The sequence below is a fragment of the Scytonema sp. HK-05 genome (assembly GCF_963872035.1).
GTDB lineage: Bacteria > Cyanobacteriota > Cyanobacteriia > Cyanobacteriales > Nostocaceae > Kalymmatonema.
The window spans coordinates 23,443-45,517 of the sequence record NZ_CAWMYC010000154.1 but is presented as its reverse complement, the minus strand read 5'-3'; the positions used below and the strand labels follow the sequence as shown (position 1 = coordinate 45,517).

At 43.4% G+C, this 22,075-nt stretch carries 25 protein-coding genes; 13 read left to right on the top strand and 12 right to left on the bottom strand.

Annotated elements, in window-relative coordinates; all coding sequences use genetic code 11:
* Window positions 1-422: 422 nt before the first annotated feature.
* The 7 genes from AACT52_RS35775 to AACT52_RS35745 all read right to left on the bottom strand — a co-directional run bounded on the left by AACT52_RS35775 (window position 423) and on the right by AACT52_RS35745 (window position 5,895).
* The gene (locus tag AACT52_RS35775; protein ID WP_073635167.1) at window positions 423-1,820 is read right to left on the bottom strand and encodes an ATP-binding protein; all 1,398 of its coding nucleotides are present in this window, start codon (window positions 1,818-1,820) and stop codon (window positions 423-425) included.
* Window positions 1,821-1,950: 130 nt separating this feature from the next.
* Entirely contained in the window at window positions 1,951-2,832 is an 882-nt protein-coding gene (locus tag AACT52_RS35770; protein ID WP_073635166.1) for an aspartoacylase, read from the bottom strand.
* A 119-nt stretch (window positions 2,833-2,951) separates the two neighbouring features.
* A complete protein-coding gene (locus tag AACT52_RS35765; RefSeq protein ID WP_073635165.1) occupies window positions 2,952-3,767 on the bottom strand; it encodes a class I SAM-dependent methyltransferase in 816 nt (271 codons plus the stop codon).
* 26 nt (window positions 3,768-3,793) lie between these two features.
* On the bottom strand, window positions 3,794-4,123 hold the full coding sequence (locus AACT52_RS35760) for a zinc-binding dehydrogenase (RefSeq protein ID WP_073635164.1): 330 nt from the start codon (window positions 4,121-4,123) through the stop codon (window positions 3,794-3,796).
* A gap of 194 nt (window positions 4,124-4,317) precedes the next feature.
* Window positions 4,318-4,959 carry an HAD-IA family hydrolase gene (locus AACT52_RS35755; protein ID WP_083630734.1) on the bottom strand — a complete coding sequence of 214 codons (642 nt, stop codon included), beginning with the start codon at window positions 4,957-4,959 and terminating at the stop codon, window positions 4,318-4,320.
* Between the two features lie 22 nt (window positions 4,960-4,981).
* Window positions 4,982-5,371 (bottom strand): VOC family protein, encoded by a 390-nt coding sequence (locus tag AACT52_RS35750; RefSeq protein ID WP_073635162.1) that lies wholly within the window; start codon window positions 5,369-5,371, stop codon window positions 4,982-4,984.
* Between the two features lie 20 nt (window positions 5,372-5,391).
* A complete protein-coding gene (locus AACT52_RS35745) occupies window positions 5,392-5,895 on the bottom strand; it encodes a GNAT family acetyltransferase (protein ID WP_073635161.1) in 504 nt (167 codons plus the stop codon).
* 101 nt (window positions 5,896-5,996) lie between these two features.
* Between AACT52_RS35745 and AACT52_RS35740 the strand changes: the two genes are divergently transcribed.
* Window positions 5,997-6,743, top strand: a complete 747-nt coding sequence (locus AACT52_RS35740) for a dienelactone hydrolase family protein (RefSeq protein ID WP_073635160.1) — start codon at window positions 5,997-5,999, stop codon at window positions 6,741-6,743.
* Between the two features lie 210 nt (window positions 6,744-6,953).
* On the top strand, window positions 6,954-7,646 hold the full coding sequence (locus tag AACT52_RS35735; RefSeq protein WP_073635159.1) for a class I SAM-dependent methyltransferase: 693 nt from the start codon (window positions 6,954-6,956) through the stop codon (window positions 7,644-7,646).
* Window positions 7,647-7,690: 44 nt separating this feature from the next.
* On the opposite strand, the gene AACT52_RS35730 is transcribed toward AACT52_RS35735, so the two are convergent.
* On the bottom strand, window positions 7,691-8,122 hold the full coding sequence (locus AACT52_RS35730) for a VOC family protein (RefSeq protein ID WP_073635158.1): 432 nt from the start codon (window positions 8,120-8,122) through the stop codon (window positions 7,691-7,693).
* A 96-nt stretch (window positions 8,123-8,218) separates the two neighbouring features.
* Complete coding sequence (locus AACT52_RS35725) at window positions 8,219-9,013, bottom strand: class I SAM-dependent methyltransferase (RefSeq protein WP_073635157.1); 795 nt, start codon at window positions 9,011-9,013, stop codon at window positions 8,219-8,221.
* A gap of 104 nt (window positions 9,014-9,117) precedes the next feature.
* On the opposite strand from AACT52_RS35725, the gene AACT52_RS35720 reads away from it, so the two are divergent.
* Window positions 9,118-10,077 carry a LysR family transcriptional regulator gene (locus tag AACT52_RS35720; RefSeq protein WP_073635156.1) on the top strand — a complete coding sequence of 320 codons (960 nt, stop codon included), beginning with the start codon at window positions 9,118-9,120 and terminating at the stop codon, window positions 10,075-10,077.
* Between the two features lie 103 nt (window positions 10,078-10,180).
* Here AACT52_RS35720 and AACT52_RS35715 read toward each other — a convergent pair whose 3' ends face one another.
* Entirely contained in the window at window positions 10,181-11,569 is a 1,389-nt protein-coding gene (locus AACT52_RS35715) for an RNA-guided endonuclease InsQ/TnpB family protein (RefSeq protein WP_073635171.1), read from the bottom strand.
* Window positions 11,570-12,131: 562 nt separating this feature from the next.
* On the opposite strand from AACT52_RS35715, the gene AACT52_RS35710 reads away from it, so the two are divergent.
* Complete coding sequence (locus AACT52_RS35710; protein ID WP_073635154.1) at window positions 12,132-12,935, top strand: SDR family NAD(P)-dependent oxidoreductase; 804 nt, start codon at window positions 12,132-12,134, stop codon at window positions 12,933-12,935.
* A 75-nt stretch (window positions 12,936-13,010) separates the two neighbouring features.
* Here the strand turns inward: AACT52_RS35710 and AACT52_RS35705 are convergent, their stop codons facing one another.
* On the bottom strand, window positions 13,011-13,709 hold the full coding sequence (locus tag AACT52_RS35705; RefSeq protein WP_073635170.1) for a class I SAM-dependent methyltransferase: 699 nt from the start codon (window positions 13,707-13,709) through the stop codon (window positions 13,011-13,013).
* Window positions 13,710-13,720: 11 nt separating this feature from the next.
* Window positions 13,721-14,458 carry a class I SAM-dependent methyltransferase gene (locus AACT52_RS35700; protein WP_073635153.1) on the bottom strand — a complete coding sequence of 246 codons (738 nt, stop codon included), beginning with the start codon at window positions 14,456-14,458 and terminating at the stop codon, window positions 13,721-13,723.
* Window positions 14,459-14,657: 199 nt separating this feature from the next.
* On the opposite strand from AACT52_RS35700, the gene AACT52_RS35695 reads away from it, so the two are divergent.
* From AACT52_RS35695 to argJ, 9 genes are all read left to right on the top strand, one after another.
* Window positions 14,658-15,737: a sulfonate ABC transporter substrate-binding protein gene (locus AACT52_RS35695; RefSeq protein ID WP_073635169.1), complete on the top strand. Its 1,080-nt coding sequence runs from the start codon at window positions 14,658-14,660 to the stop codon at window positions 15,735-15,737.
* Window positions 15,738-15,867: 130 nt separating this feature from the next.
* On the top strand, window positions 15,868-15,990 hold the full coding sequence (locus AACT52_RS35690) for a hypothetical protein (protein WP_272937131.1): 123 nt from the start codon (window positions 15,868-15,870) through the stop codon (window positions 15,988-15,990).
* Window positions 15,987-17,696 (top strand): fumarate reductase/succinate dehydrogenase flavoprotein subunit, encoded by a 1,710-nt coding sequence (locus AACT52_RS35685; RefSeq protein ID WP_073635152.1) that lies wholly within the window; start codon window positions 15,987-15,989, stop codon window positions 17,694-17,696. Before AACT52_RS35690 ends, AACT52_RS35685 begins: the two co-directional genes overlap by 4 nt.
* Window positions 17,697-17,823: 127 nt before the next feature.
* Window positions 17,824-18,387: a histidine phosphatase family protein gene (locus AACT52_RS35680; RefSeq protein WP_073635151.1), complete on the top strand. Its 564-nt coding sequence runs from the start codon at window positions 17,824-17,826 to the stop codon at window positions 18,385-18,387.
* Between the two features lie 48 nt (window positions 18,388-18,435).
* The gene (locus tag AACT52_RS35675) at window positions 18,436-18,648 is read left to right on the top strand and encodes a hypothetical protein (protein WP_073635150.1); all 213 of its coding nucleotides are present in this window, start codon (window positions 18,436-18,438) and stop codon (window positions 18,646-18,648) included.
* A gap of 125 nt (window positions 18,649-18,773) precedes the next feature.
* Window positions 18,774-19,445 carry a maleylacetoacetate isomerase gene (gene maiA, locus AACT52_RS35670; protein ID WP_073635149.1) on the top strand — a complete coding sequence of 224 codons (672 nt, stop codon included), beginning with the start codon at window positions 18,774-18,776 and terminating at the stop codon, window positions 19,443-19,445.
* 60 nt (window positions 19,446-19,505) lie between these two features.
* Window positions 19,506-19,967, top strand: a complete 462-nt coding sequence (locus tag AACT52_RS35665; protein WP_073635148.1) for a GNAT family N-acetyltransferase — start codon at window positions 19,506-19,508, stop codon at window positions 19,965-19,967.
* 21 nt (window positions 19,968-19,988) lie between these two features.
* Window positions 19,989-20,720: a pyridoxine 5'-phosphate synthase gene (locus tag AACT52_RS35660; RefSeq protein ID WP_073635147.1), complete on the top strand. Its 732-nt coding sequence runs from the start codon at window positions 19,989-19,991 to the stop codon at window positions 20,718-20,720.
* Between the two features lie 190 nt (window positions 20,721-20,910).
* Window positions 20,911-22,074: a bifunctional glutamate N-acetyltransferase/amino-acid acetyltransferase ArgJ gene (argJ, locus tag AACT52_RS35655; protein WP_073635146.1), complete on the top strand. Its 1,164-nt coding sequence runs from the start codon at window positions 20,911-20,913 to the stop codon at window positions 22,072-22,074.
* Window position 22,075 lies beyond the last annotated feature (1 nt).

Here is a 22,075-nt window from a genome sequence, read left to right as displayed (position 1 = left end):
CAAGGTTAGAAAATAACCGAGTGACTTGTGGGGTATCCGACTTCACAACAGCCTTCATATGGGTTTTACTAAGATACGCACATTCTGAAACAATATGAAACAGAATATAAACTAATGTAAATTATCTTATACCAATTCGGTATGAAGATGCACTTAATATTTTTAAACGAACCACAAAGACGCAAAGAACACGAAGGAAGAAGGAATAATTATTAAGTGCAAGTTTACGGAGAATTGGTATTAGCAAAAACTCTTTCAGGACTTCTGCCCTAAGTACAACTTTTCATAAATTCATAACGTTATCGTAAATTAGGGGGTTTAAGACCCCTTTGTCTATAGGTAATCTCAGTCTCAAACGGGGATTTCAACCCCGACTGAAACTGTCTTTAATTTTGAATTTTGAATGAGCGAATTTTGAATTGTTATTGGGTGGGCAACCAGACGGTAAAGCAAGTTCTTCCGGGGACAGACTCAACTAAAATGCTGCCGCGATGACGATTTTCTACAATTCGCCGGACAGTTTCTAAGCCAAGACCCGATCCCTTACCTACGGGTTTGGTCGTAAAGAATGGTTCAAAGATGCGGGATTGGATATCTGCTGGGATGCCTGAACCTGAATCGATAATTTCAACCCGGACATGATTTTTTTTAGAGAATGTGGTAATTTCCAAGGTGCCTTGACCGTTCATTGCGTCAATGGCGTTGTCAATGAGATTGGTCCAGACTTGGTTGAGTTCGCTGCCGTAGGCTAAAATTTTGGGAAGCGAAGGATCGTAGGAGCGATAGACCGTAATGCCGTATTTCAGCTTATGGCAGAATAACTGCAAGGTGTCTTCTAGTCCTTCATGAATGTTGACAATTTGTTGTGCGCCTTGATCTAGATAGGTATAGGATTTCATGGCACTGACAAGCGTAGCAATCCGTTCAGCTCCACGTAGTCCGCCACGAATCATAGACAAGACCTCAAAGGATAATGCCAGCCAGCGAAGTCCTTGATCACGCAGTTCTGTGGGGTCATTTTTCCAGGGCTGAGTTAGTTCCTCAAGGCTCTGAATTTCGATCCCTGCGGCTGCTAAAGGTGCTGCTAGTTTCCACGCTTGGTTAACTCCGTAGTTTTCTAGCCATTCCAACAGTTCCTCTTCGCGATCGCTTAAACTAATCAGGTCAACACGATTATTGGCAATAGCATCAAACCCAGCGTCTCGCACTGCTAGCCATCGCTGGCTATCTTCAGGCGCTACTTGGCGTTGCCCATAGATCAGGTTCATCCGCTCGAGTTCCCGTATAGCTGGAATGATCCCATTGAGCGATCGCACCAGGGCTGCTGCTGGATTGTTGAGTTCATGCGCTAATCCCGCAGCTAGAGTTCCCAGTGCAGCCATCTTCTCGCGAACGCGAATAAAGGACTCCAGACCCCGCAACCGTCGTTGAAAGGTGCGAAAGACAGCTCGCTCGAAATCGCGACACTCGTGCAGCAGCGTTAGGAAGTCAACAGCAGAAACTTCGTGAAGCTGACAGTCGGTTACGGCTCGCATGGTCACCAGCACTGGTTCTTCGGTCAACACCGGAACTTCCCCAAAATAATTAGGAGCATCCTGCTGTCCAATGGGCATTTCGACTCCATCCTGCAAACGAGTCATGCTCATTCGTCCTTTAGCCAAAATAAACACGCCTCTTGTACTTCTCTTGTCACCTTCTGGAAACAGTATTTCTCCTTGGAGCAAATGGATAGGTTTAACGCGATCGCACACCCATTCCAGTTGCGCTTGCGGAAGCTGCCGAAAGGCATCCAGTGTCAGCAAATCATCCACGCACAGCATTAGGTTATCTCCCTCTGAATATGAAGGCTTGAAGTCTTATCGCACATCACTAAGTACAAGATTGCACAAGTTCGTAACGATTTCCATCTCAATGCAATTGCGTTTCGTCATCAGCACTGACTAACAATTTTTACCCTGAGACTTGCTCTTTCCTTGTAAAACACATTGCTATGCCTTTTTCATAATAAGCAGCTTCATTAATAAACACGGGATAAACCGATGATTCTTCTTCATAGTAAATAGTTTTGCCATCAAAAGTGAGAAACAGAGGGTCTCCTGGTTTCAATTCTTCATAATCTCTACCTTGAAGCTGAGGATGAATCATACCTTGAATTTCCCCATTTTCATTTTTGGGATAATCCACGACTTTTAAGTGCTGATAAATAGTTACACTATGACTGACTTGTGGAATTTCGCCTTGATTATATTTTTCCAAATAATCCAGAATGGCATGAATAAGCTCTTCAGTTTTTTGAAACAGACTTGCTTGGAGAGTTCCCTGTGGGATGGGACCAACTTCAATACCAAAACCTTTGTCACATATAGAATTTAAAAAAGATGATTCTTTATCTGGTTCAATCCAACTATATATTTTCACTGTAGGTTCGATTGAATTCAAATAAGTTGCCAATTTTCTGTTAAATGGGTTGTCATCCAAAAGGACGATACTTAGTCCCATGTTAGCTGTAGAACTATGTAAATCCATGATAAAATCAACTTGAGGATTACCTTTTGGTCCTAAAAATTTATTGATAAATTTTGCTCTATTTTCTTCATAGGTAGACCCGAGAGAATTATTCAAGTCTTCTATAGAAAAGCAGCGGTTTAAGTCTTTGTCAAGATATCTCCTGTTCGCTTGAAAAGCCTGCGGATTAGCAAGCATTACCAGTGTTTCAAAGCTAGGTCTTTTAACAAGTTGTCGAAATGTCTCAAATTTTTTGATGAGATATGCACCTGTAAATTCATTTCCGTGGGTTCCTCCCACAATGGCAACCTGTCTGAATTTTTCCATGATTGTTGTAGAGGGCTTGGGGTAAATAAATGAAATACTTTAGATATTGTCCCAGCATTATAAGTAGATGGGCAGAAATAAACGCCCTAAATGTAGTAAGGGCTAATATTTTCGTCTCCCTACAGCAGCCGTAGCCGCACGACCAAAGCTGGGGGAATTTCTGTAATATACTTCCAAGAGAGACGTCCGTCTGGTGGCACTTCTGCGGCAAAAGCTGGTTCTTCAATTCCATCTAGGACAAAACCTGCTGCAAAGCAAGTGTTGAGAAGATGACTGACAGACCGATGAAAGTAGTAATGGGTAGTAGGCTGTCCTGGTATTCCAATTCCTTTTTCTGTACTTGGAGTCAAATACTCAGTTACTTTCACTGAGTACACAGTCGTCAGCGCTTCCTTTTTGATGACTTGCTCTGCCATCATGTGGCTACCATTGGAATTGAAACAAGGATGGAGAACTGAGAAGACAAAACGTCCACCTGTTTTTAATAATTGCGAAAGGGCGTTGAGCAAAGGTTTAATAGTTGGTATGTCCATCAGCGCCATGTTTGCAACAGCCGCATCAAACTGTCTGTGACCTAATGAGAGCAGTTGCGCTTCATTAGTCGCGTCGATATGCTGATAGACAATATTCATCTGCATCGGTGTGCGTTTACGGGCGCGTTCTAAAAAACTTTGTGAGAAATCGAACGCCACCACCTCAGCTCCCATCGCCGCTAAATGTCGGGAAAATTGACCGTTACCGCAAGCCACGTCCAATACTTTGTCACCAGGTTTTAGACCTAGTAAGCGCTCTGTCGCTGGAGCAATTAGAATCCGGTGAAAGTCATTACCATCTTCCCCCACTTGGTCATCCCACCAACCCCCAAGCTGATTCCAAATCTCTTGGCTCTCTTGTACCAATGCTTCTTGATCGGGCGCTGTATTATGATTGTTCATTTTTGTTATGTTCGCAACTACGACAACTACTTCGCTGTTGGGTCATCACTCACGTAAACAATTAGCTTGCCAAAGTTCTCACCGCGAAGCAAATCGGTAAAGGCACGCGGGGCGTTCTCCAAACCAACAACCACGTCTTCTCTGTACTTGAGCTTACCTTCTTTTAACCACTGGGAGACGTCACGCAAGAAATCTTCCTGCTGATGTTGGTAATGCCCTACAAGAAAACCTTTGATTGATGCACGCTTAATGAGCACTGGTCTTAAATTTGGACCAGCAGCAGGATTTACGGCGTTATACTCTGATATCAGACCCACCAGTGCAATCCTTGCCCCAAGATTAATCTGTTGCAACACAGCTTCTAAAATAGAACCAGCGGTGTTGTCAAACTAATATTGAATGTAAAGTCCCACTCCACATTCCCTCACGATAACCAAGCGTATTGTCAAAATCCCATAATAAATATTTCATTTTTTTTAATCATGGCAGCATAAGGTCAAAACTCTGTCGTAGGTTGGATTGAGGTAAGGAAACCCAACCTACAAACTTTCTAATGGTGTGACAGCAAAGAAGGTAGTTGGTACATGGAGTGGAAGACACGCGCTCCACATGCCTGAAGTGGAGTAGCCTCACTCTGCTTGGTGTAACCTAAAACTCTCATACCACCAGCAACACCTGCACGCACACCCAAAACGCTATCTTCTACAACAGTGCAAGAGGTCGCTTGAACTCCCATATTTTTAGCTGCATATAAGAATATGTCGGGTGCTGGCTTCCAGCTGCCAATTTCATACGAGCTAAAGATACGTCCTTCAAATCGAGGCAACAGGTTAGTGACACGCAGAGCTAACTTAATTTTTTCCACCGGACCACTGGAAGCAACGCAGATAGGTAAATTAATGTTGTCTAGAGCCGCCTCTATCCCGTCCACAGGACGTAGTTCACGCTCGAATGCTTCGGCAGTGCGGGCACGAAGCTGAGTCACAAAATCGTGCGGCATCTTTTTCCCAAGCCTTTGCTCAATAACAGCAACACAATCAGCCATTTTGCAACCTTTGAATAACAAAATGGCTTCTTCAAGTTCCAGTGCAAGTCCGAACTCTGCGACAAATTCGACAAGAACGCGATTGCCCAATGCCTCGCTGTCTACCAACACTCCATCACAATCAAAAATAACCAGTTCTGTTTGCACTTGTATTATTGTTCTTGATCAACTATGCTTTGACAACAAAATCCTGCGTAAACTCTGCTATCTCTATACGATTTCCAGCAGGATCACGGAGGAAAAACCTTTTGCATCCTGGAATGGGATTTTGATCGGGAAAGATTTCTACACCATGAGCTTCGATGTGCTGCCCAAAAGCATTCAAGTCATGGACTTGGTAACAAATGTGGCGTCTAGATGTTTCATTGTCAGGATTTTTCTCTACAGTGACGTGAATTTGGATGTCTCCTAACGAATACCATGCTCCTCCAAAAGCTTTGATAGGTTCTGGTTTGGGAATTTCCTCTAGTCCCAAAACTTTACTGTAGAAAAACACTGTTGCATCTTCCTTTTCGGGAGGCGATGTAATTTGAATATGATTAACTCCGTCGATCCACATTTTTTATCTCCTAGTTGGGGTTATACTGGCACGTCGGTTAATTTAGGCGGTAAAGATAGATATTCTAAGATTGACCAACAAGCTATTTGAGAAGCTTTCCCATGAGTAATGCGTTCTTCGGTGAAATAGCCAAGTTTTTTATAAAACGCTACTACCTCTGCATTAGAAGCACGAACCTGTAGATTAATTTTTGGACATTCCATTGCTATCAGTACACTTTCTGCGTGTTGCACTAGTTTGCTACCAATACCTTGACGCCGATGCTGGGGAGTAACTGCAACTGTGTACAGCCAACCGCGATGTCCGTCATATCCTGCCATTATCGTGCCAACGATTGCCCGAAGGGCAGTGCCCTCGTGCCCAATCGCACTATCTTTCTCAGCCACGAAAAACAATGGCTGTACTTTGAGCTTCTTTGTGATTACCAGTCTTGGGGCGTTGTGCGATGGGTTATCAGGAAATACCTGATTCCAAAGGTAACTGACAGATTTGGCATCGGATTCTTGGTAGAGTCTAATATTCATCGATTTTTTAATTGCTTTAAATCGATAGAATTACCGTAGTATTATACGAGAGATATCTTAAAAAATTTCGTTCTGCAATAAATTGCAAGCTAATTACTAAGATGACAAACGCCGGAATACGCACCCTCAACGTTAAAGTGCCTAACGGAAATTTGCAAATTCATGCTTATTTGGCTGAACCAGGAAATGAAGGGACTCATCCAGCCGTGATCGTGATTCAGGAAATCTTTGGAGTCAACATTCACATTCGAGACGTGACTGAACGACTTGCCAAAGAAGGGTATGTGGCGATCGCACCTGCTCTGTTTCAACGCACTGCACCTGGTTTCGAGGCTGGATACACGCCTGAAGATGTCCAGGTGGGTAGGAAATATAAAGACCAGACCAAAGCAGATGAATTGTTGAGCGATATTCAAGCGACCATCGCCTATTTGAGAACCTTACCATATGTGAAAGCAGATGCTATTGGTTCTATTGGTTTCTGCTTTGGCGGTCATGTCGTTTACCTAGCTGCGACACTTCCGGAAATCAAAGCCACAGCTTCTTTCTACGGCGGTGGGATTGTAACCTCAACTCCGGGTGGTGGTGCTCCTACCATTACTCGTACTTCAGAAATTAAGGGTCCGATTTACGCCTTCTTTGGCACCAAAGACACAGGAATCCCCATCGAGCAAACCGAGCAGGTTGAAGCGGAACTGCAAAAACATCAGATTCCCCATCAAGTCTTTCGCTATGAGGCAGAACACGGTTTCTTCTGCGATCGCCGCGCCAGCTACAACCCGGAAGCGGCTGCTGATGCATGGAAACACGTTCTGGAACTGTTCCAACAGAACCTTCAGAAAATCTAAATTCCTCATTAATTACTCCCTTTCCAGTCTAGAATTACCTAAATTTCTCTAACTCTTACCTCTGTGTCCTCTCTTGCCTCGTGCGGTTTTTTAATTAAGTAATCTTCGGGCGGGAAGGGAGTAGTTAATTCCATAAGCTAAAGATATTTAGAAGAAGTTTTCTGCCAAACAAAACTTAATTTGTCTGCCAGATAAGGCAAAAGGACACACATGAGTTTTGACACTATTGACTCTCAAGTAGAGTATTGGGATAATGTCGGTCTAACAAAAACCTTCCAGCATTCCGTTAATTTTGAGTGTTTGGATCAACTTCTCGACCAGGATGCCAAAATTCTAGATTACGGTTGCGGCTACGGTCGTATCACTCATGCTCTGACAGAACATGGTTATCAACGTGTAGAGGGTGTGGATTCCTCACAGCGCATGATTGAAAAGGCTTGTTGCATATATCCAAATCTCAATTTCAAATTCATCACATCGCCGCAGCTACCTTATGCAGATGGGGAATTTGATGCGGTACTGTTATTCACGGTTTTGACTTGTATTCCTCGCAATCAGGCTCAGATTGCATTAATCCAAGAGCTAAAACGCATCCTCAGAAGCGGAGGGTTACTTTATGTCAGCGATCTTTGTTTGCAGACCGATGAGCGTAACCTTAAACGCTATCGTGACTTCCAAGATAAGTATGGGATTTATGGCGTCTTTGAACTGTCGGAAGGTGTTATCCTGCGACATCATGATAGGACTTGGATTGAATCTCTCACATCAGACTTTGAGGAGATAAGGTTTGAGGAATTTGATGCTGTGACAATGAACAATAACTACGCCAAAGCATTTCAGTTGTTTGCGCGTAAACCTAAGACAGAATCGCTTGAAGCAGAATTTTCAAGGCTTAACATCTAATACAGTCATCGCGGTGATGCTTGCAACTAAGCAGACGAGGCGGGTTAAGCTGCGGTTGCTGAACACTCTTCCAAGTCTTCCATTTCCAAGGCGACAGATGGATTTCTGTATGCCTTTATTTCGATCACATTTCCACTCGGATCACTTAATAGCATCTTCGCTTGCTCTGCGTCAGTACCCACGCCAGAAACATTTGGCTTGACCTTGAACTGAACGCTCATTTCATCAAGGCGATTCGCAAGAGTTTCCCAATCACGCCACGCCAAAACCGCGCCAAAGTGACGCACGCCATGTTGTCCTGCTGGTAACACCTCAGAGGGTCGTTCGTGCAAAGTAATCTGACCTTCAAAGAGAAATATGTCGATCCACTTGTCACGGACACGACCGACCCTAGCATTGAAGGTGGTGACATAAAAGTTCTTGGCTTCTTCAAGGTCTCGGACGGGGAACGCAAGATGAAAAATTGGGCGAAACATTACGAGAGTTCCTTCTGGTCAAAGGGCTTGGGAGCTTTTAAGTAAGAAACTACCACCAAATATTGCCTACGTCAAAGCAATCAGGGGATTAAGCAGCTAACTTTTTTGACCTACTACTTCACACCAGCTTTGGGCAAAAAATCCATCTGGGTGCTGGCTCCATTCCCGCAAAGCCCTGCTCATCATCGTAATTGATTGCACATCAGCCCATCCCTTTTCCACCGCTTGCTCAACCTTTTGAGAAGCCTCAATTCGCAATGCCAGATATTCTGTAGCCAAACTTAACGGCTCATAGCACTGGTAGGAAGCAGAAACTTTGATTTGAGTAAACCCAGCTTGTCGTAGCAAAGCACGTAACTCTCTTCCCACATAGACATTACCGCCATTGTGCTGCTGAAGAAACTTGTAATACGAAAGTGCTTGCTCCAATTCCGGCGTAGAAGGCGCAATCAAAAAACCTCCCCAATCTGGACTGCGAATCCCCACCTCCCCTCCAGGTTTGAGAACTCGCAACAGTTCCCGCAGCGCCTGTAAAGGTTGTTGAAGATGCTCGAATAAAGCATGAGAAAAGACTGCATCAAAGGAATTATCAGGGAAGGGTAAGGTATAAACACTTGCCTCGATAAAATCAACATTATTAATCGCTTGCTTTGCAGCATTTTCGCGGGCAATGCAAATTTGAGAAGCTTCCTGATCAATTCCCGTTACTGTACCAGGAAAGATTGCTTGCGCCAAACCCAAAGTTATCGTACCAGGACCGCAACCGCAATCGAGCAATTTCATCCCCGGACGCAGATAAGGCATGAAAAACGCTCCATGAAATTGTGCTGTGCGATGCATCATAAACTCAGTTGCATTGGCTGAATAGCCTGGAGTGTAATTCTCGGGCATCGTTTTGATTCCTGAATTGTCCTTGTATGAGCATCATAGGTAGACGCTTTTCAGATGTCCAATATATATTTGTTTGTATTTGAAACTTTTAAAGTATCAAAATTATGGAACTGCGACACCTGCGCTACTTTATTGCTGTGGCTGAAGAACTGCACTTCAGTCGAGCTGCTGAGCGGGTGCATATAGCTCAACCACCCTTGAGTCAACAAATTCAGCAGTTGGAAGCAGAATTAGGAGTCGAATTATTTCATCGCAAAACTAAGCGACAGGTGCAGCTTACAGAGGCTGGACGGGTGTTTTTACGAGAAGCTTATCAACTGTTGGCGCATTTGGAGGTGGCAATTCAGGTGACTCAACGTACGGGACGAGGAGAAATCGGACAACTGCGGGTAGGGTTTATCAGTCCAGTCACTTATGATTTATTGCCTGGTATTCTGCAACAATTTCGGCAACAGTTTCCAGAGGTGGAATTGGTGTTGCAGGAGTTAACGACGGCTGAGCAGGAGCAAGCGCTTCGCGATCGCCGCATTCATGTTGGCTTTGTGCATCTACCTTTAGAAGATGACACCCTAAATTGGGAGTGCATTCAGCAAGAAACTCTGATTGTAGCGTTAGCCCAAACTCATCCTTTAGCGCAACAAGAGCGTATCGCAGTGCAATCTTTAGCGAATGAGCAGTTTATTTTATTTCCTCGTTATCTAGGAGTCGGACTTTATGACAAGATTATGGCTCTTTGTCAGCAAGGCAATTTCACTCCGAAGGTAGCACAAGAAGCAATCCAGATGCAGACAATTATTGGACTAGTTTCAGCCGGAATTGGAATTGCAATTGTGCCGTCCTCTTTGCAAAATCTTCAGCGTACTGGCGTAGTTTACCGAGCGATCGCGCAGAGCACAGTGCCATTCGCGCAGCGTCTCCGTCAGGAGAAGGCGATCGCACAAAAAACACCTTTAATCGAAACTGCGGTAGTGTGGCGAGGTGAGGAAGAAATACCAGTGTTGCGGGAATTCCTCAAAGTTGTTATGCCGTTTCCTGCAATCTCTCACCTTAAAGTAGATGATTGACATCTCCTTATCTGAGGAATCTGCGCTAGCAGCAACCATCCAAGCAATCTCTCACCTTAAAGTAGATGATTGACATCTCCCCCGGTTGGAAACACTGGGGATTCTAAACTGTTGTTGCTCCGAGGGCTTTTAGCCCATCTACGCAACGTTTACGATATGATTTATTTAATCGAGTAAACAAATCAATTCGTTGTGGCACTGTCAAAGATGCCCTACCCACCTCGACTAGGTTTAAACCTAGCTGTGTGGCTATTTTTCTCATGATGTTGGCGCTCCCATTGCAATCTGCATTAATGAGATGACCATCACGACTGCGGTACAGCCCGCGCTTCACCCTATCACCCGATGGTTTCCACCCCACGGGTTTTTCACCGTATTTAGGCAAAGAATCACCGTCAAGAAATGACGCTTTTGATGTGTACGCTTCTTCCGTAACTGTTAAGACTATTCCGTATTCTTTCGAGAGTTGTTTAAGTCGCTCAATTAACCGTCCTGTAGGGATGACAACAAAGTTTTGATTGTTGCGCTTGCCCATATTAGAACCACTTTTTTGTCCTTCGTTCCAACCAATGACAAGGTTCCCGACTCTGTCATTCAAGCACTGGTTGATGATGAACCGTGCTGCTTTGTTTACCGCGTCACGCATTTGGTTATTACGTTTACGCTGCACTCGGTCAAGGTTAGAATCCCAGTAAAGGTCTGCAAAACCTTGTTTGTACTTGGCGACAAGGCGACAGTACCCTTGGTTCATGTTCCTCAGCTTGCGCCCATCCAAAATTAAGCTTTTTCCACGAGTTGAGACACCTGTTAGCCAGTTTGTTCCACCATGATCAAACGACCATGCCTGGGTGTAGTCAAGATTGGGATTAATATCAATTGATTGCTTACCATCGTCAATAACCCAATCAATCCATAACTCGCCCAAATAAGGACGTACTGTCACTTCCTTGACCCAGTCCGAATCAATAAAATCAGGCAGATGCAAGCATACTTCAATTAACAGATGCGGCTTGGTTTCGCGGCTAATTGATGGGTAGAAGCAACTATCTCTATAGTTGAGCGCCTGACGTGGAAACGTTACTGCTGCAAGTCCTCCCTTTTTGCGGTATTTAGGCAACGAAGGCTTGTCAACTTCACCTTTGTAATAAGCGTTGACCAACCGGTTGTAACTAGTAATCGACTCGCCTACAGTCTTTAATGTTTGCTGGGCTGACTGTGCAGCCATTGATTTGTAATGCGGATTCTCTTTAAGGGCTTTGTCTAATTCTGGGTAGGCTGTACTGCACTTATATGTTTTCCACCCGTAGCGCAATTCATCACCACGCCAGTAAAGCGTAAATACCTCCCCTTGTTGTTCCTGCTTACTGTAATGGGTTTGACGGGTATGGTAGATTGCTGAATTTATCAGGCTATTAGCGTGTTCACACTGGTCAACCCAGAACGCTTTTTCCTCATCAGTAAACTTTGCTCTAACTGGAATTGTCCTGTACAGTTGACTCACCTCGTGTTGCTTTGTTAGTATACGCTCAGCTTACACTGCGCACCTAAAATATCTCAATAAGAAAAGGTCAAAAAGGACAAAAAAATATCCCGTACTTGCACGATGAAGTCAAAACAAAACGCACTGTTTTATTAACTCCAACTGCTTGGGACATACTAAAAACAAAAGCAAAAACCAAAAATATTAGTATCAGTGAATTAATGGAACAGTGGGCAAGAGACACTTTGGACTAAAGTCCTCTGTGTCGGGTTTCATCCCCTTCTTAAAAGGCTTGTCATTACCCACATTTTTCTCAAACAATGCGAGCACCAAAAATTTGATTCTAGACCGCTGATTCTGACGTTGTCATTCTCAATAATTTTGATTTAATGAGAATTCAAATAAATGACTTAAACAGAGTAAAACCAAGTTCTAGTAAAGCTTTCAAGAGATATGGGTAATGACAAGTCTTAAAAGGTAGGGGTTCTCACCCTCCCGCCCTTATATGATAGATCGAGGAAGTAACGCTCTACTTTTAATTAAATCAGGCATCAAAACCCTAAAGTGAAAGTCTATGACTAACAAAAAGGTCGCCCTAGTGACAGGAGCATCATCCGGGTTTGGGGAGTTAACAGCTCACCTACTGGCTCAAAAGGGATATCTTGTCTTCGGCACGAGTCGCAAGGAACATTCAGCATCTGAAGGGGTAGAAATGCTGACCTTGGATGTTAAATATGACTCCTCAGTGCAATCGTGCATCAAACAGTTGCTCGCACGGACTAACCACATTGATTTGCTCGTCAATAATGCTGGAGAAATACACGCCAGCATGCTTGAGGAAACTTCTTTAGAACAAGCCAAGGATATTTTTGAAACAAATTTTTGGGGTGTTGTCCGTCTCACTAATGCCGTTTTGCCAATCATGAGACAGCAACGTAGTGGGCATATTATCAATATGAGTTCAGTAGCGGGATTGATAGGCGCACCCGGTCAAGGTTTTTACTCAGCCAGTAAATTTGCACTCGAAGGTTATAGCGAAGCACTGAGCGTGGAACTAGATCCGTTCAATATCAAAGTCTCTTTAATTGAGCCTGGTTATTTCAAGACCAACTTCAACGACGCTATGTTGCAACCCACCTCCACTTATGCTGATTACGACACTGTACGTGATGTCATTCGCTCATCAGTCAGTCAGGCAATTGGACAGGGTGACAATCCTGAAAAAGTTGCACAGATGATTGTCTCGGTAGCACAAAACCAGTCGCCGCGATTACGGTATCGTGTTGGCTATGAGGCGCAATGGTTGCCTCGGCTGAAAGCGATACTACCAGATAAGCTGTTTCGATTTGGTGCCCGCAAGCGGTTGAACCTGCCATAACCACAAGTCTGATTTAAAAATCCCCTACGGGCTTATCCCCATAAATAGAATTTAGAGGCTTGCGCCCTCCGATTTTTAGTCAGGCGATCGCTTTATCGCATTTGCATAAATAAAATAATTATCCGTCACCTTCACCTCAGCATCAAATCCTACTTGCGTTAGCTTGTCGCGCAGTTCTTCCGGCTGATAAAAAATTTTAACTATCTTAAATTCTTGCTCATTATTTAACTTTCGTGTGATGTAAATATCGCCGTTGTTTTCTAGAATATGGTTCTTCGCTGTTGATGTTGGTTCAAAGCGAGAGTCAAGGATAAAAACTTGTCCACCAACGCGAACCGATTTATAGACTTTTGCTAAAAACGAATCAACTAATGTTGGTGGTACATGAGACAACCAAAAGGAGAAAAATACTAAATCATATTCAGCATCCGGTTCCCATGAGAATAAATCGACTTGTCGATATTCGATGTTAGCAGCACCTAACTTTCTGCGGTTAATTTCAATCACTTCTTGCGAAGCATCAAGCGCTGTAATTTTCTTGCCAATATTTAAAAGTTCCTGCGTCCAAATACCTGTCCCACACGCTAATTCTAAGATATTTTCTACCCCACCAATTTGGTATAATTCACTTTTGACTACAGCAGCTTCATTGAACCAACGCTGATTGATTTCCTCCCCACGGTCATAGCGTCCAGTTCTGTAGAACCATTCATCATATTCCTCGGCTCTGGCGCTATAATATTCAATTTGTTGTTGAATGATATTATTTGTCATGGGGTATTCCCTCATTTAGTTGTCCTAGAAGTCTTGTTCTTAATCCCTGCAATCAGTGTCCGATCCATCTGTAAATATAAACAGGATGCATGAAACCCAGCCTCTCGCAACCAAGTGAGAAGTTCTTCAAGGGTGGCGGGATAATCTGCTTTTTGTGGCAATCGCTGCAGATAATATTCCCCACTCCATCCACTCTTAATCTGAGCCTGTTGCTCTAAACGCTCCCAAAGAGTGATGTAAAGATGAGATAAGTGTGCTGTATCTATAGCAATCCGGTCTGAGAGTAGGAAGATTCCATCATCTTCAAGGATGCGATAAACATATTTGAACAGTTCCAGCTTGTTCTGATGTGGAATATGGTGCAAAGCTTGAACACTTATGGCAATTTGATACTGCCTTTGAGGCAAATAAAGCTTCTCTAAATCCCTAAAATCATGTTGAATGATCACACAGTGGTCTAAAAAGGAACCCAATCGTTTCTGTGCCAGTTCCAGCATGGCGGGAGAATAATCAACACCAACGATGTCTGCTTCAGGTCTTTGAGCAAAGATTGTCGCTTCAATTTGTCCTGAACCAATACCCAAGTCAAGAATCGTTTTTCCGGCTTGGTATTCTTTGCTCACAATAGATAATAAAATATCTAGATGTTCTGCTCGTGTATGATTGCCTGCAAGTGCTGTTTTATCCCATTGTTCAGCAAAGTCTCGATTGAACCACTCATCTGGAATAGAGCTTAATTTATCTGGCATAACGGCGGTAACTCCTAGTCTTGCACTCGTTATTGCTTACCTCACTTTTATATTTTCTTTAATATACGGTAGTTTGATAAAAATTGCGTAGTATAATCCGAATGATTTTATTAAAATTGCTTGCAATAGCAATATTTTCCTAGATTGACAAGCGATCGCCTTTGACGAGTTCAACATTGTGGGGTGTCAGTTGTATCCAATCCGAGTGTTAAGCGTTTTTAGAAACTTTTTTGGTATTTTCAGATGGCAAAGAATTCGCACCTTTTCCCTACTGTTTGCCGTGGGATTGGGCTTGAGTCTAGCTATCTCTGCTTATGCTCCAAGCGCAAACGGCAGTAGCAGTCATTCTGGAACAATACCGATACCCCAGACAAGACAAACATCTTATGAGACTTCTCAGACTGTAGCAGCAAATAATGTGGTTCGCATTGGCTATCAAAAGGCAGCGACTATCCTCAATGCGCTGAAGAATAGAGGGGAATTGGAGAAAGCTTTGGCAAGTTCCGGTTTTTCTGTGACGTGGAATGAATTTCCCTCAGGTCCCCCCTTGTTAGAAGCAATAAACTCTGGGAGCGTTGACTTTGGCTACACAGGAGAATCACCGCCCATCTTTGCCCAAGCTGCAGGCACTCCTTTAGTTTATGTTGCTTACGATCCCTGGAGTCCTAAAGCTGAAGCTATCCTTGTTCCCAAAAATTCACCCATCAAAACGATCGCTGACCTCAAAGGTAAAAAAGTTGCCTTTGCCAAAGGCTCAAACACCAACTATCTGGTGGTGAAAGCATTAGAAAAGGCAGGATTACAGTATAGTGACATCAAACCAGCATTTCTCCAACCGGCTGATGCTCGTGCCGCGTTTGAGGGAGGAAACGTTGATGCTTGGGCAATTTGGGACCCGTACTTAGCCGTAGCAGAGAAAGCAACAGGCGCACGTATCCTAACCGATGCAACAGGACTGGCTCCCAATCGCGGATATTATCTTGCTGCGAAATCTTTTGTGCAAGCTCATCCTGACACCTTGAAAAAGCTTCTAGAACAGGTCAGAAAAACGACCGACTGGGCGAAGAAGAATTCTGCAGAAGTGGCAAAATTTCTCTCTTCTGAGTTAAAGATTGATGCTGGTGCATTGGAAGTTGCAGAAAAGCGACGCGACTATGGAGTGCTTCCCATCACTAATGAAGTGATTGCTGCACAGCAAAAGATTGCTGATACCTTCTACAAAATCAAACTGGTGCCGAAACAAGTCAGTATCAAGGAAATTGTTTGGAAAAGCAGTTGAACACAGATAGAGGCACGGCATTGTGCCTCTACATAAATTTTGGCTTGGTGCAATTAATCTCGTTTCCAGGTTCCACCTGGAAATGCCCTTCAAGCGGCTTTGCCGCAAGTAAGGCAGGCAGAGCCTCCCAATGGTATTCCCAGCCAGAGACTGGGAACAAGGCAATGTCTTAAAGCAAGGAGTGGAACTAGATGAGGGAGTGAGGAAGCGAGAAATCGTTTGTTTGGTAAGGCTTTTGGGAAGAGAAACATGAACATAAATACTCAGTTAATCAAAACAGATGTGCTGGTCATTGGGGGCGGTACAGCAGGGACAATGGCAGGGATCAAGGCAAAACAGGCGAATCCTGATGCAGACGTGTTGATTTTGGAAAAAGCAAATATTCGTCGCAGTGGTGCGATCGCCATGGGAATGGATGGGGTCAACACAGCCGTGATTCCCGGTCATTCCACGCCAGAACAGTACGTCCGCGAAGTCACAATTGCCAACGATGGCATTCTCAACCAAAAAACCGTCTATCAAACAGCAAAGCTAGGTTACGAAACCATTCAAGAACTGGAAAGTTGGGGCGTTCAGTTCCAAAAAGACGCTCAAGGCAACTACGATGTGAAACAGGTGCATCGGGTAGGAAAGTACGTGCTACCCATGCCAGAAGGTAAAGACCTTAAACCAATTCTCACGCGACAAGTCAAGCGGCATAAAGTCAATGTGACCAATCGCGTTATGGCAACTCGCGTTTTGGTAAAAGACGGACGAGCAATTGGTGCAGTTGGGTTTGATGGGCGCAGTGGTGATTTTGTTGTCATCCAAGCAAAAGCAGTCATCCTCTGCACAGGGGCTTGCGGGCGGTTGGGACTTCCTGCATCCGGCTACCTGTACGGCACTTACGAAAACCCCACCAATGCGGGGGATGGTTACTCAATGGCGTACCATGCGGGGGCAGAACTGACTAACATCGAATGCTTCCAAATTAACCCCCTGATTAAGGACTATAACGGTCCCGCCTGTGCATACGTTGCAGGTCCCTTTGGCGCATACACCGCCAACGCTGAAGGATACCGCTTCATTAATTGTGATTATTGGAGCGGTCAAATGATGCTAGAAGTGTGGAAGGAATTAAATTCCGGCAGAGGTCCAATTCAACTGAAAATGACTCATTTGGATGAAGATACAATTTCTGAAATTGAGTCGATTTTATGGTCAAACGAGCGACCTAGCCGAGAACGCTTTCACGAAGGTAGGGGCGAAGATTACCGCACCCACGGCATTGAGATGAATATCTCAGAGATTGGGTTATGCAGTGGACATAGTGCTTCTGGTGTTTGGGTGAATGAGAAAGCCGAAACGAGTGTACCGGGACTGTATGCAGCGGGAGACATGGCAAGTGTTCCCCACAATTATATGATTGGGGCATTTGTGTTTGGCAGGATAGCAGGAACTCATGCTGTTGAGTACATCAAAGACTTAGAGCATACCGAACCCGATCCCGAGTTTTTAGAAGCAGAAAAAGCTCGCATCTATGCACCCCTGAACCAACCCAATGGCATTCCCCACACACAAGTAGAGTATAAGCTGCGACGACTGGTGAATGATTATCTGCAACCGCCGAAATCTGGTCACAAGATGGAAATTGGGTTAAGGCATTTTGTTCGCTATCATGAAACTCTGGCTCAAATGGGGGCGCGTGATCCTCATGAACTTATGCGCTGCATAGAGGTGCATTTCATTCGCGACTGCGCTGAAATGGCAGCAAAAGCATCACTTTATCGTCGCGAAAGTCGTTGGGGTCTTTATCACTATCGTCTGGATTTTCCAGAGAAGAACAACGATGAATGGTTTTGCCATGTCAATTTGAGAAAGGATGAGTCTGGGGAGATGGTGCTGTTTAAGCGTCCCGTTGAGCCTTATGTTGTGGAGGTGGATTTAGATAAAGAAGTTTATAATGTGGCGGTTCAGTGAAGTTAATTTGTAAAAAGTTTCTTGTTCAACTCGAATTTAATAAGCAAAAAGGCATATTGCTTTCTCAAAATGCTTGATTGATTTCTCATTTGAGTCGTTCACGCATTATTCACTTGGAGATAGCTTAATGAGTAAGACATTGTATTTAGTGCGACATTGCCAAGCAATGGGGCAAGAACCCGATGCTACATTGACAGCACAAGGACATCAGCAAGCGATCGCGTTAGTTGATCTGCTGTACAATCGCAACATTGAGCGAATTATTTCTAGTCCGTTTGTCAGAGCCTGTCAATCCATCGCTCCCCTTGCAGAACGTCTGGGTTTGCACATTGAGATTGATGAACGGCTTACCGAACGGGTACTGGCTTCAACTCCACGAGCTGATTGGCGGGAACGATTGGCTGAGACATTTGTCGATCTGGATTTGTATTTGGAAGGTGGTGAGTCAAGTCGAACTGCAATGATGCGTGGAGTTGCTGTGGTTAGTGAAGTATTGCAACAGGCAGCAAGCACAATCGTCATCGTTACCCATGGCAATTTAATGACATTAGTCTTAAAGTATTTTGACGATCGCATTGGCTATGCCGAATGGGAGCAATTGAGCAATCCAGATGTGTACCGCGTGTATATTCTTGCTGCTGAAACGCACATAGAGCGATTGAGTCAATCGTTATCATCTGTGAACTTTTAACTCGCTAGGATAACTACGGTGAACACCCAACCCGTGAAGAACCCAACTATGAAAGCAAAAGAATGGATACTGCTGTTCATCCTGTCTTTATTGTGGGGTGCTTCTTTCTTTTTCAGCAAGATTCTTCTTAGTGCGCTTTTTCTCGGTGTATTTGTCCTCGGTGAAAGGTTGGATTCGACTGATTTTGCAGGTATGGCACTTATTTTCACAGGTCTTGCCGCCATTGATGGAAGGCTCTTTTCCCGAATTTGGCGGCGTTAGCAAACTTCCGTTCAGTTAAGATGCCATTGCTTTGGTACTTATGACATTTTTAACCAGCTAAAAGTTTCTTGTATCAGGCATTAGACTTCTGTGACAACTGTAACAATTCCTCAAAAAAGGTATCTGTGTTAGAACTTTACAGTTATTATCGTTCAACGGCTTCATACAGAGTGCGAATTGCACTAGAGTTGAAGAAAATTACCTACCTTTACAAAAGTGTCTCCAACTTAAGAAAAGGTGAGTTGCAATTCACAGATGAATACTACAAAATTAACCCTCAAAAAATGGTTCCTACCCTGATTGATGGTGAAGCTGTTATCAGTCAGTCTTTAGCTATCATCGAGTATCTTGAAGAACGTTATCCTCAACCTGCACTCTTACCAAAGCATAGTTTTGCAAGAGCTTATTCACGCCAAATTGCGCTTTTGGTAGCATGCGATATTCATCCTTTAAATATTAAGAGAGTCCGGCAGTATTTGACTTCACCAATGGGTCATAATCACTCTGAGAAAATGGATTGGTATCGCCACTGGGTAGACGAAGGCTTAACAGCGATAGAGTACCTTCTCACCAACAGTAAATTTCGTGGCAGTTTCTGTTATGGTAATGAGCCAACAATAGCAGATTTGTTCCTTGTCCCTCAAGTTTATAATGCCGAGCGATTTGGATGTCCACTACAGCCATATCCAACTATTTACAAAATTTACGAAGTATGTATGAATCATCCAGCGTTTATTGCAGCACAACCACACTTGCAACCTGATGTTTCAGAGTACAGTCCTGACGATGAATATTAAGAATAAATGCTGTCACAGTTGAATGATATCAAAACTTAAATTAGAAGCTGAGTTAGTTGCATGATTACTGAATTGACTACTCATCCTCAAGTTAAAATCAGACCAGCCGAGAGCCAAGATGCACAGCGGATTGCTATCCTTTGCGAGCAACTCGGGTATTCTGCCACGCAACAACAAATACAGCAACGCCTCGCCCAAATTCAACACAATGTAGCTCACGTTGTCTATGTCGCAACCTTAGCAAATGATTATGTTATTGGCTGGGCACACGCCCATACTTGTGACCTAATAATTATGCCCACCCAGGCGATACTCTTTGGGTTAGTTGTGGACGAGGATCATCGTCACAGTGGGATTGGACGTCTTTTGATGGAACACATTGAACAGTGGGCTTCTCTGCTTGGTTGTCAAGGAGTTCTCTTCCGTTCTAATGTTAAACGTAAAGAAGCTCATTCTTTTTATGAAAAAATTGGCTACACCAATATAAAACAATCGCTGACATTTTATAAAACATTGATTTAGAAAAACAAAGAATGAAATCTGATGACTAATCTTAGCGTTAACCTTAACAAAGTCGCTCTACTTAGAAATTCTCGAAATTTTGGCATACCGAGTGTTATCGAGGCGGCTTCTACCTGTATTCAAGCAGGCGCACAGGGCATTACAGTTCACCCACGTCCAGATCAGCGACATATTAAGCCTGAAGATGTTTATGAACTGGCACAAATACTGAGTGTAGAGTTCAATATAGAAGGTAATCCATCACCTCAATTCTTAGAGATCATACGAGAAGTCAAGCCAACGCAATGTACCTTAGTTCCCGATGCACCTGATGCTTTTACATCAGATCATGGATGGGATCTGGCTGCAAATGGTTCTTGGCTTAGACCAATTATCCAAGAACTAAAAGACCTCGGAGTTCGAGTGAGTCTGTTCATGGACGCCGACTTAATTCAAATTGAACGTGCCAAAGAGATTGGCGCAGATCGCATAGAGTTATATACAGAACCTTATGCTACAGCTTTTCGTAACGGCGATGTAGAGCCAGTGTTTCAGCAGTATCAAAAAGCAGCGCAGAAGGCTCAAGAAATTGGTTTAGGAGTGAATGCTGGACACGATTTAAACTTGCAAAACTTAGAAAAATTTTGTTCAATTCCCGGCATACTTGAAGTTTCTATTGGTCATGCTCTGATTGCAGATGCTTTGGATGTGGGGTTATTTAACGCTGTGCAAGAGTATTTAAGAGTTCTTGGTGGGAGCATCCCAAATGTTTGAGTTTCTTTTTAAACGCAAAGGGTCGCAGAGGTTGGCGCAAAGGAACGCAAAGTGTGAATTAAAGTTACTTTATTTTGCGTTTTGAAAAAATTGGTATGCTCCCTTCTTGCTCGTCATTAATTATGAGTTCTAGGAAAATTGTATCCTTTAGTATTCTAAAAACAGAAAGTAATTTCTCAATAACCACAATATGCAAATAACAGCATCTTCCATGCCTCAAGGATTTAGCACATTTACTGCCAACCTGGGAATACGAGATACTAGTGAAGACTTCTTATTTGTTAAATCGGATGTTCCTAGTGTTGCTGATGGAGTCTTCACTCAAAGTATTTTTGCAGGACCAAGTGTGACGATTAGCCGTCAGAATTTAAAGGACTCACAAGCACAAGGAATTATTGTTATATCGAAAAATGCAAATGTCGCTAATGGTTCTGTTGGTAAAGCTGATGCAGAAGAGGTTATTCAACTTGTTTCTACCGAGACTGGGGTTCCTGCTCATGATATTTTGATAGCTTCTACAGGTGTCATTGGCAGACGTTACCCTATGGAAAAAATCCGCTCAGGTTTATTAGGAATGGGAGAAAAACTCGCTGCTGCGGATTTTCATTTAGCATCTCGTGCTATCATGACCACCGACACTGTATCTAAGCTGGCGACACGGCAAGTTGGAAATGCCAAGCTGGTAGGAATTGCTAAAGGTGTCGGCATGATTGAGCCTAATATGGCTACGCTGCTCACTTTCTTTTTTACTGACGCTGCAATTCCAAAAGATGTACTTCGTTCTATTTTTCGACCTACGATAGATAATACTTTTAATTGCTTAAGTATAGACACTGATACTTCTACGAGTGACACCGCTATCATTCTTGCAAATGGTTTAGCTGGTGAAGTCGAAGAATACGAGTTTTCTCGTGCATTGTATGAAATTTCCCATGAGTTAATGCTGAAGGTTGCCCGAGATGCAGAAGGCGCTACCAAATTGATTGAGGTGACAGTAGATTCTGCAATCAACTATGCACAAGCTAAACGAGTTGCTAAGGCAATTGTGAATTCTCCATTGGTAAAAACTGCTGTCTATGGAGCAGATCCCAATTGGGGAAGAGTCGCTATGGCTATAGGCAAATGTGAAAATGATAGAGAGATAAATCCAGACAATGTTGTGATTAGGTTTGATGAGATTCAAGTTTATCCTAATAGTTCAAGCGAGGACAATCTTGAGAAATTGCAGAAAATTATGTCCAAAGATAAGGTAAAGATTCATGTCAGTCTTAATATTGGTGAAGCTTCGGCAACTGTATGGGGTTGTGATTTGTCAGAAGGTTATGTAGATATTAATGCCAAATATTCAACCTAAT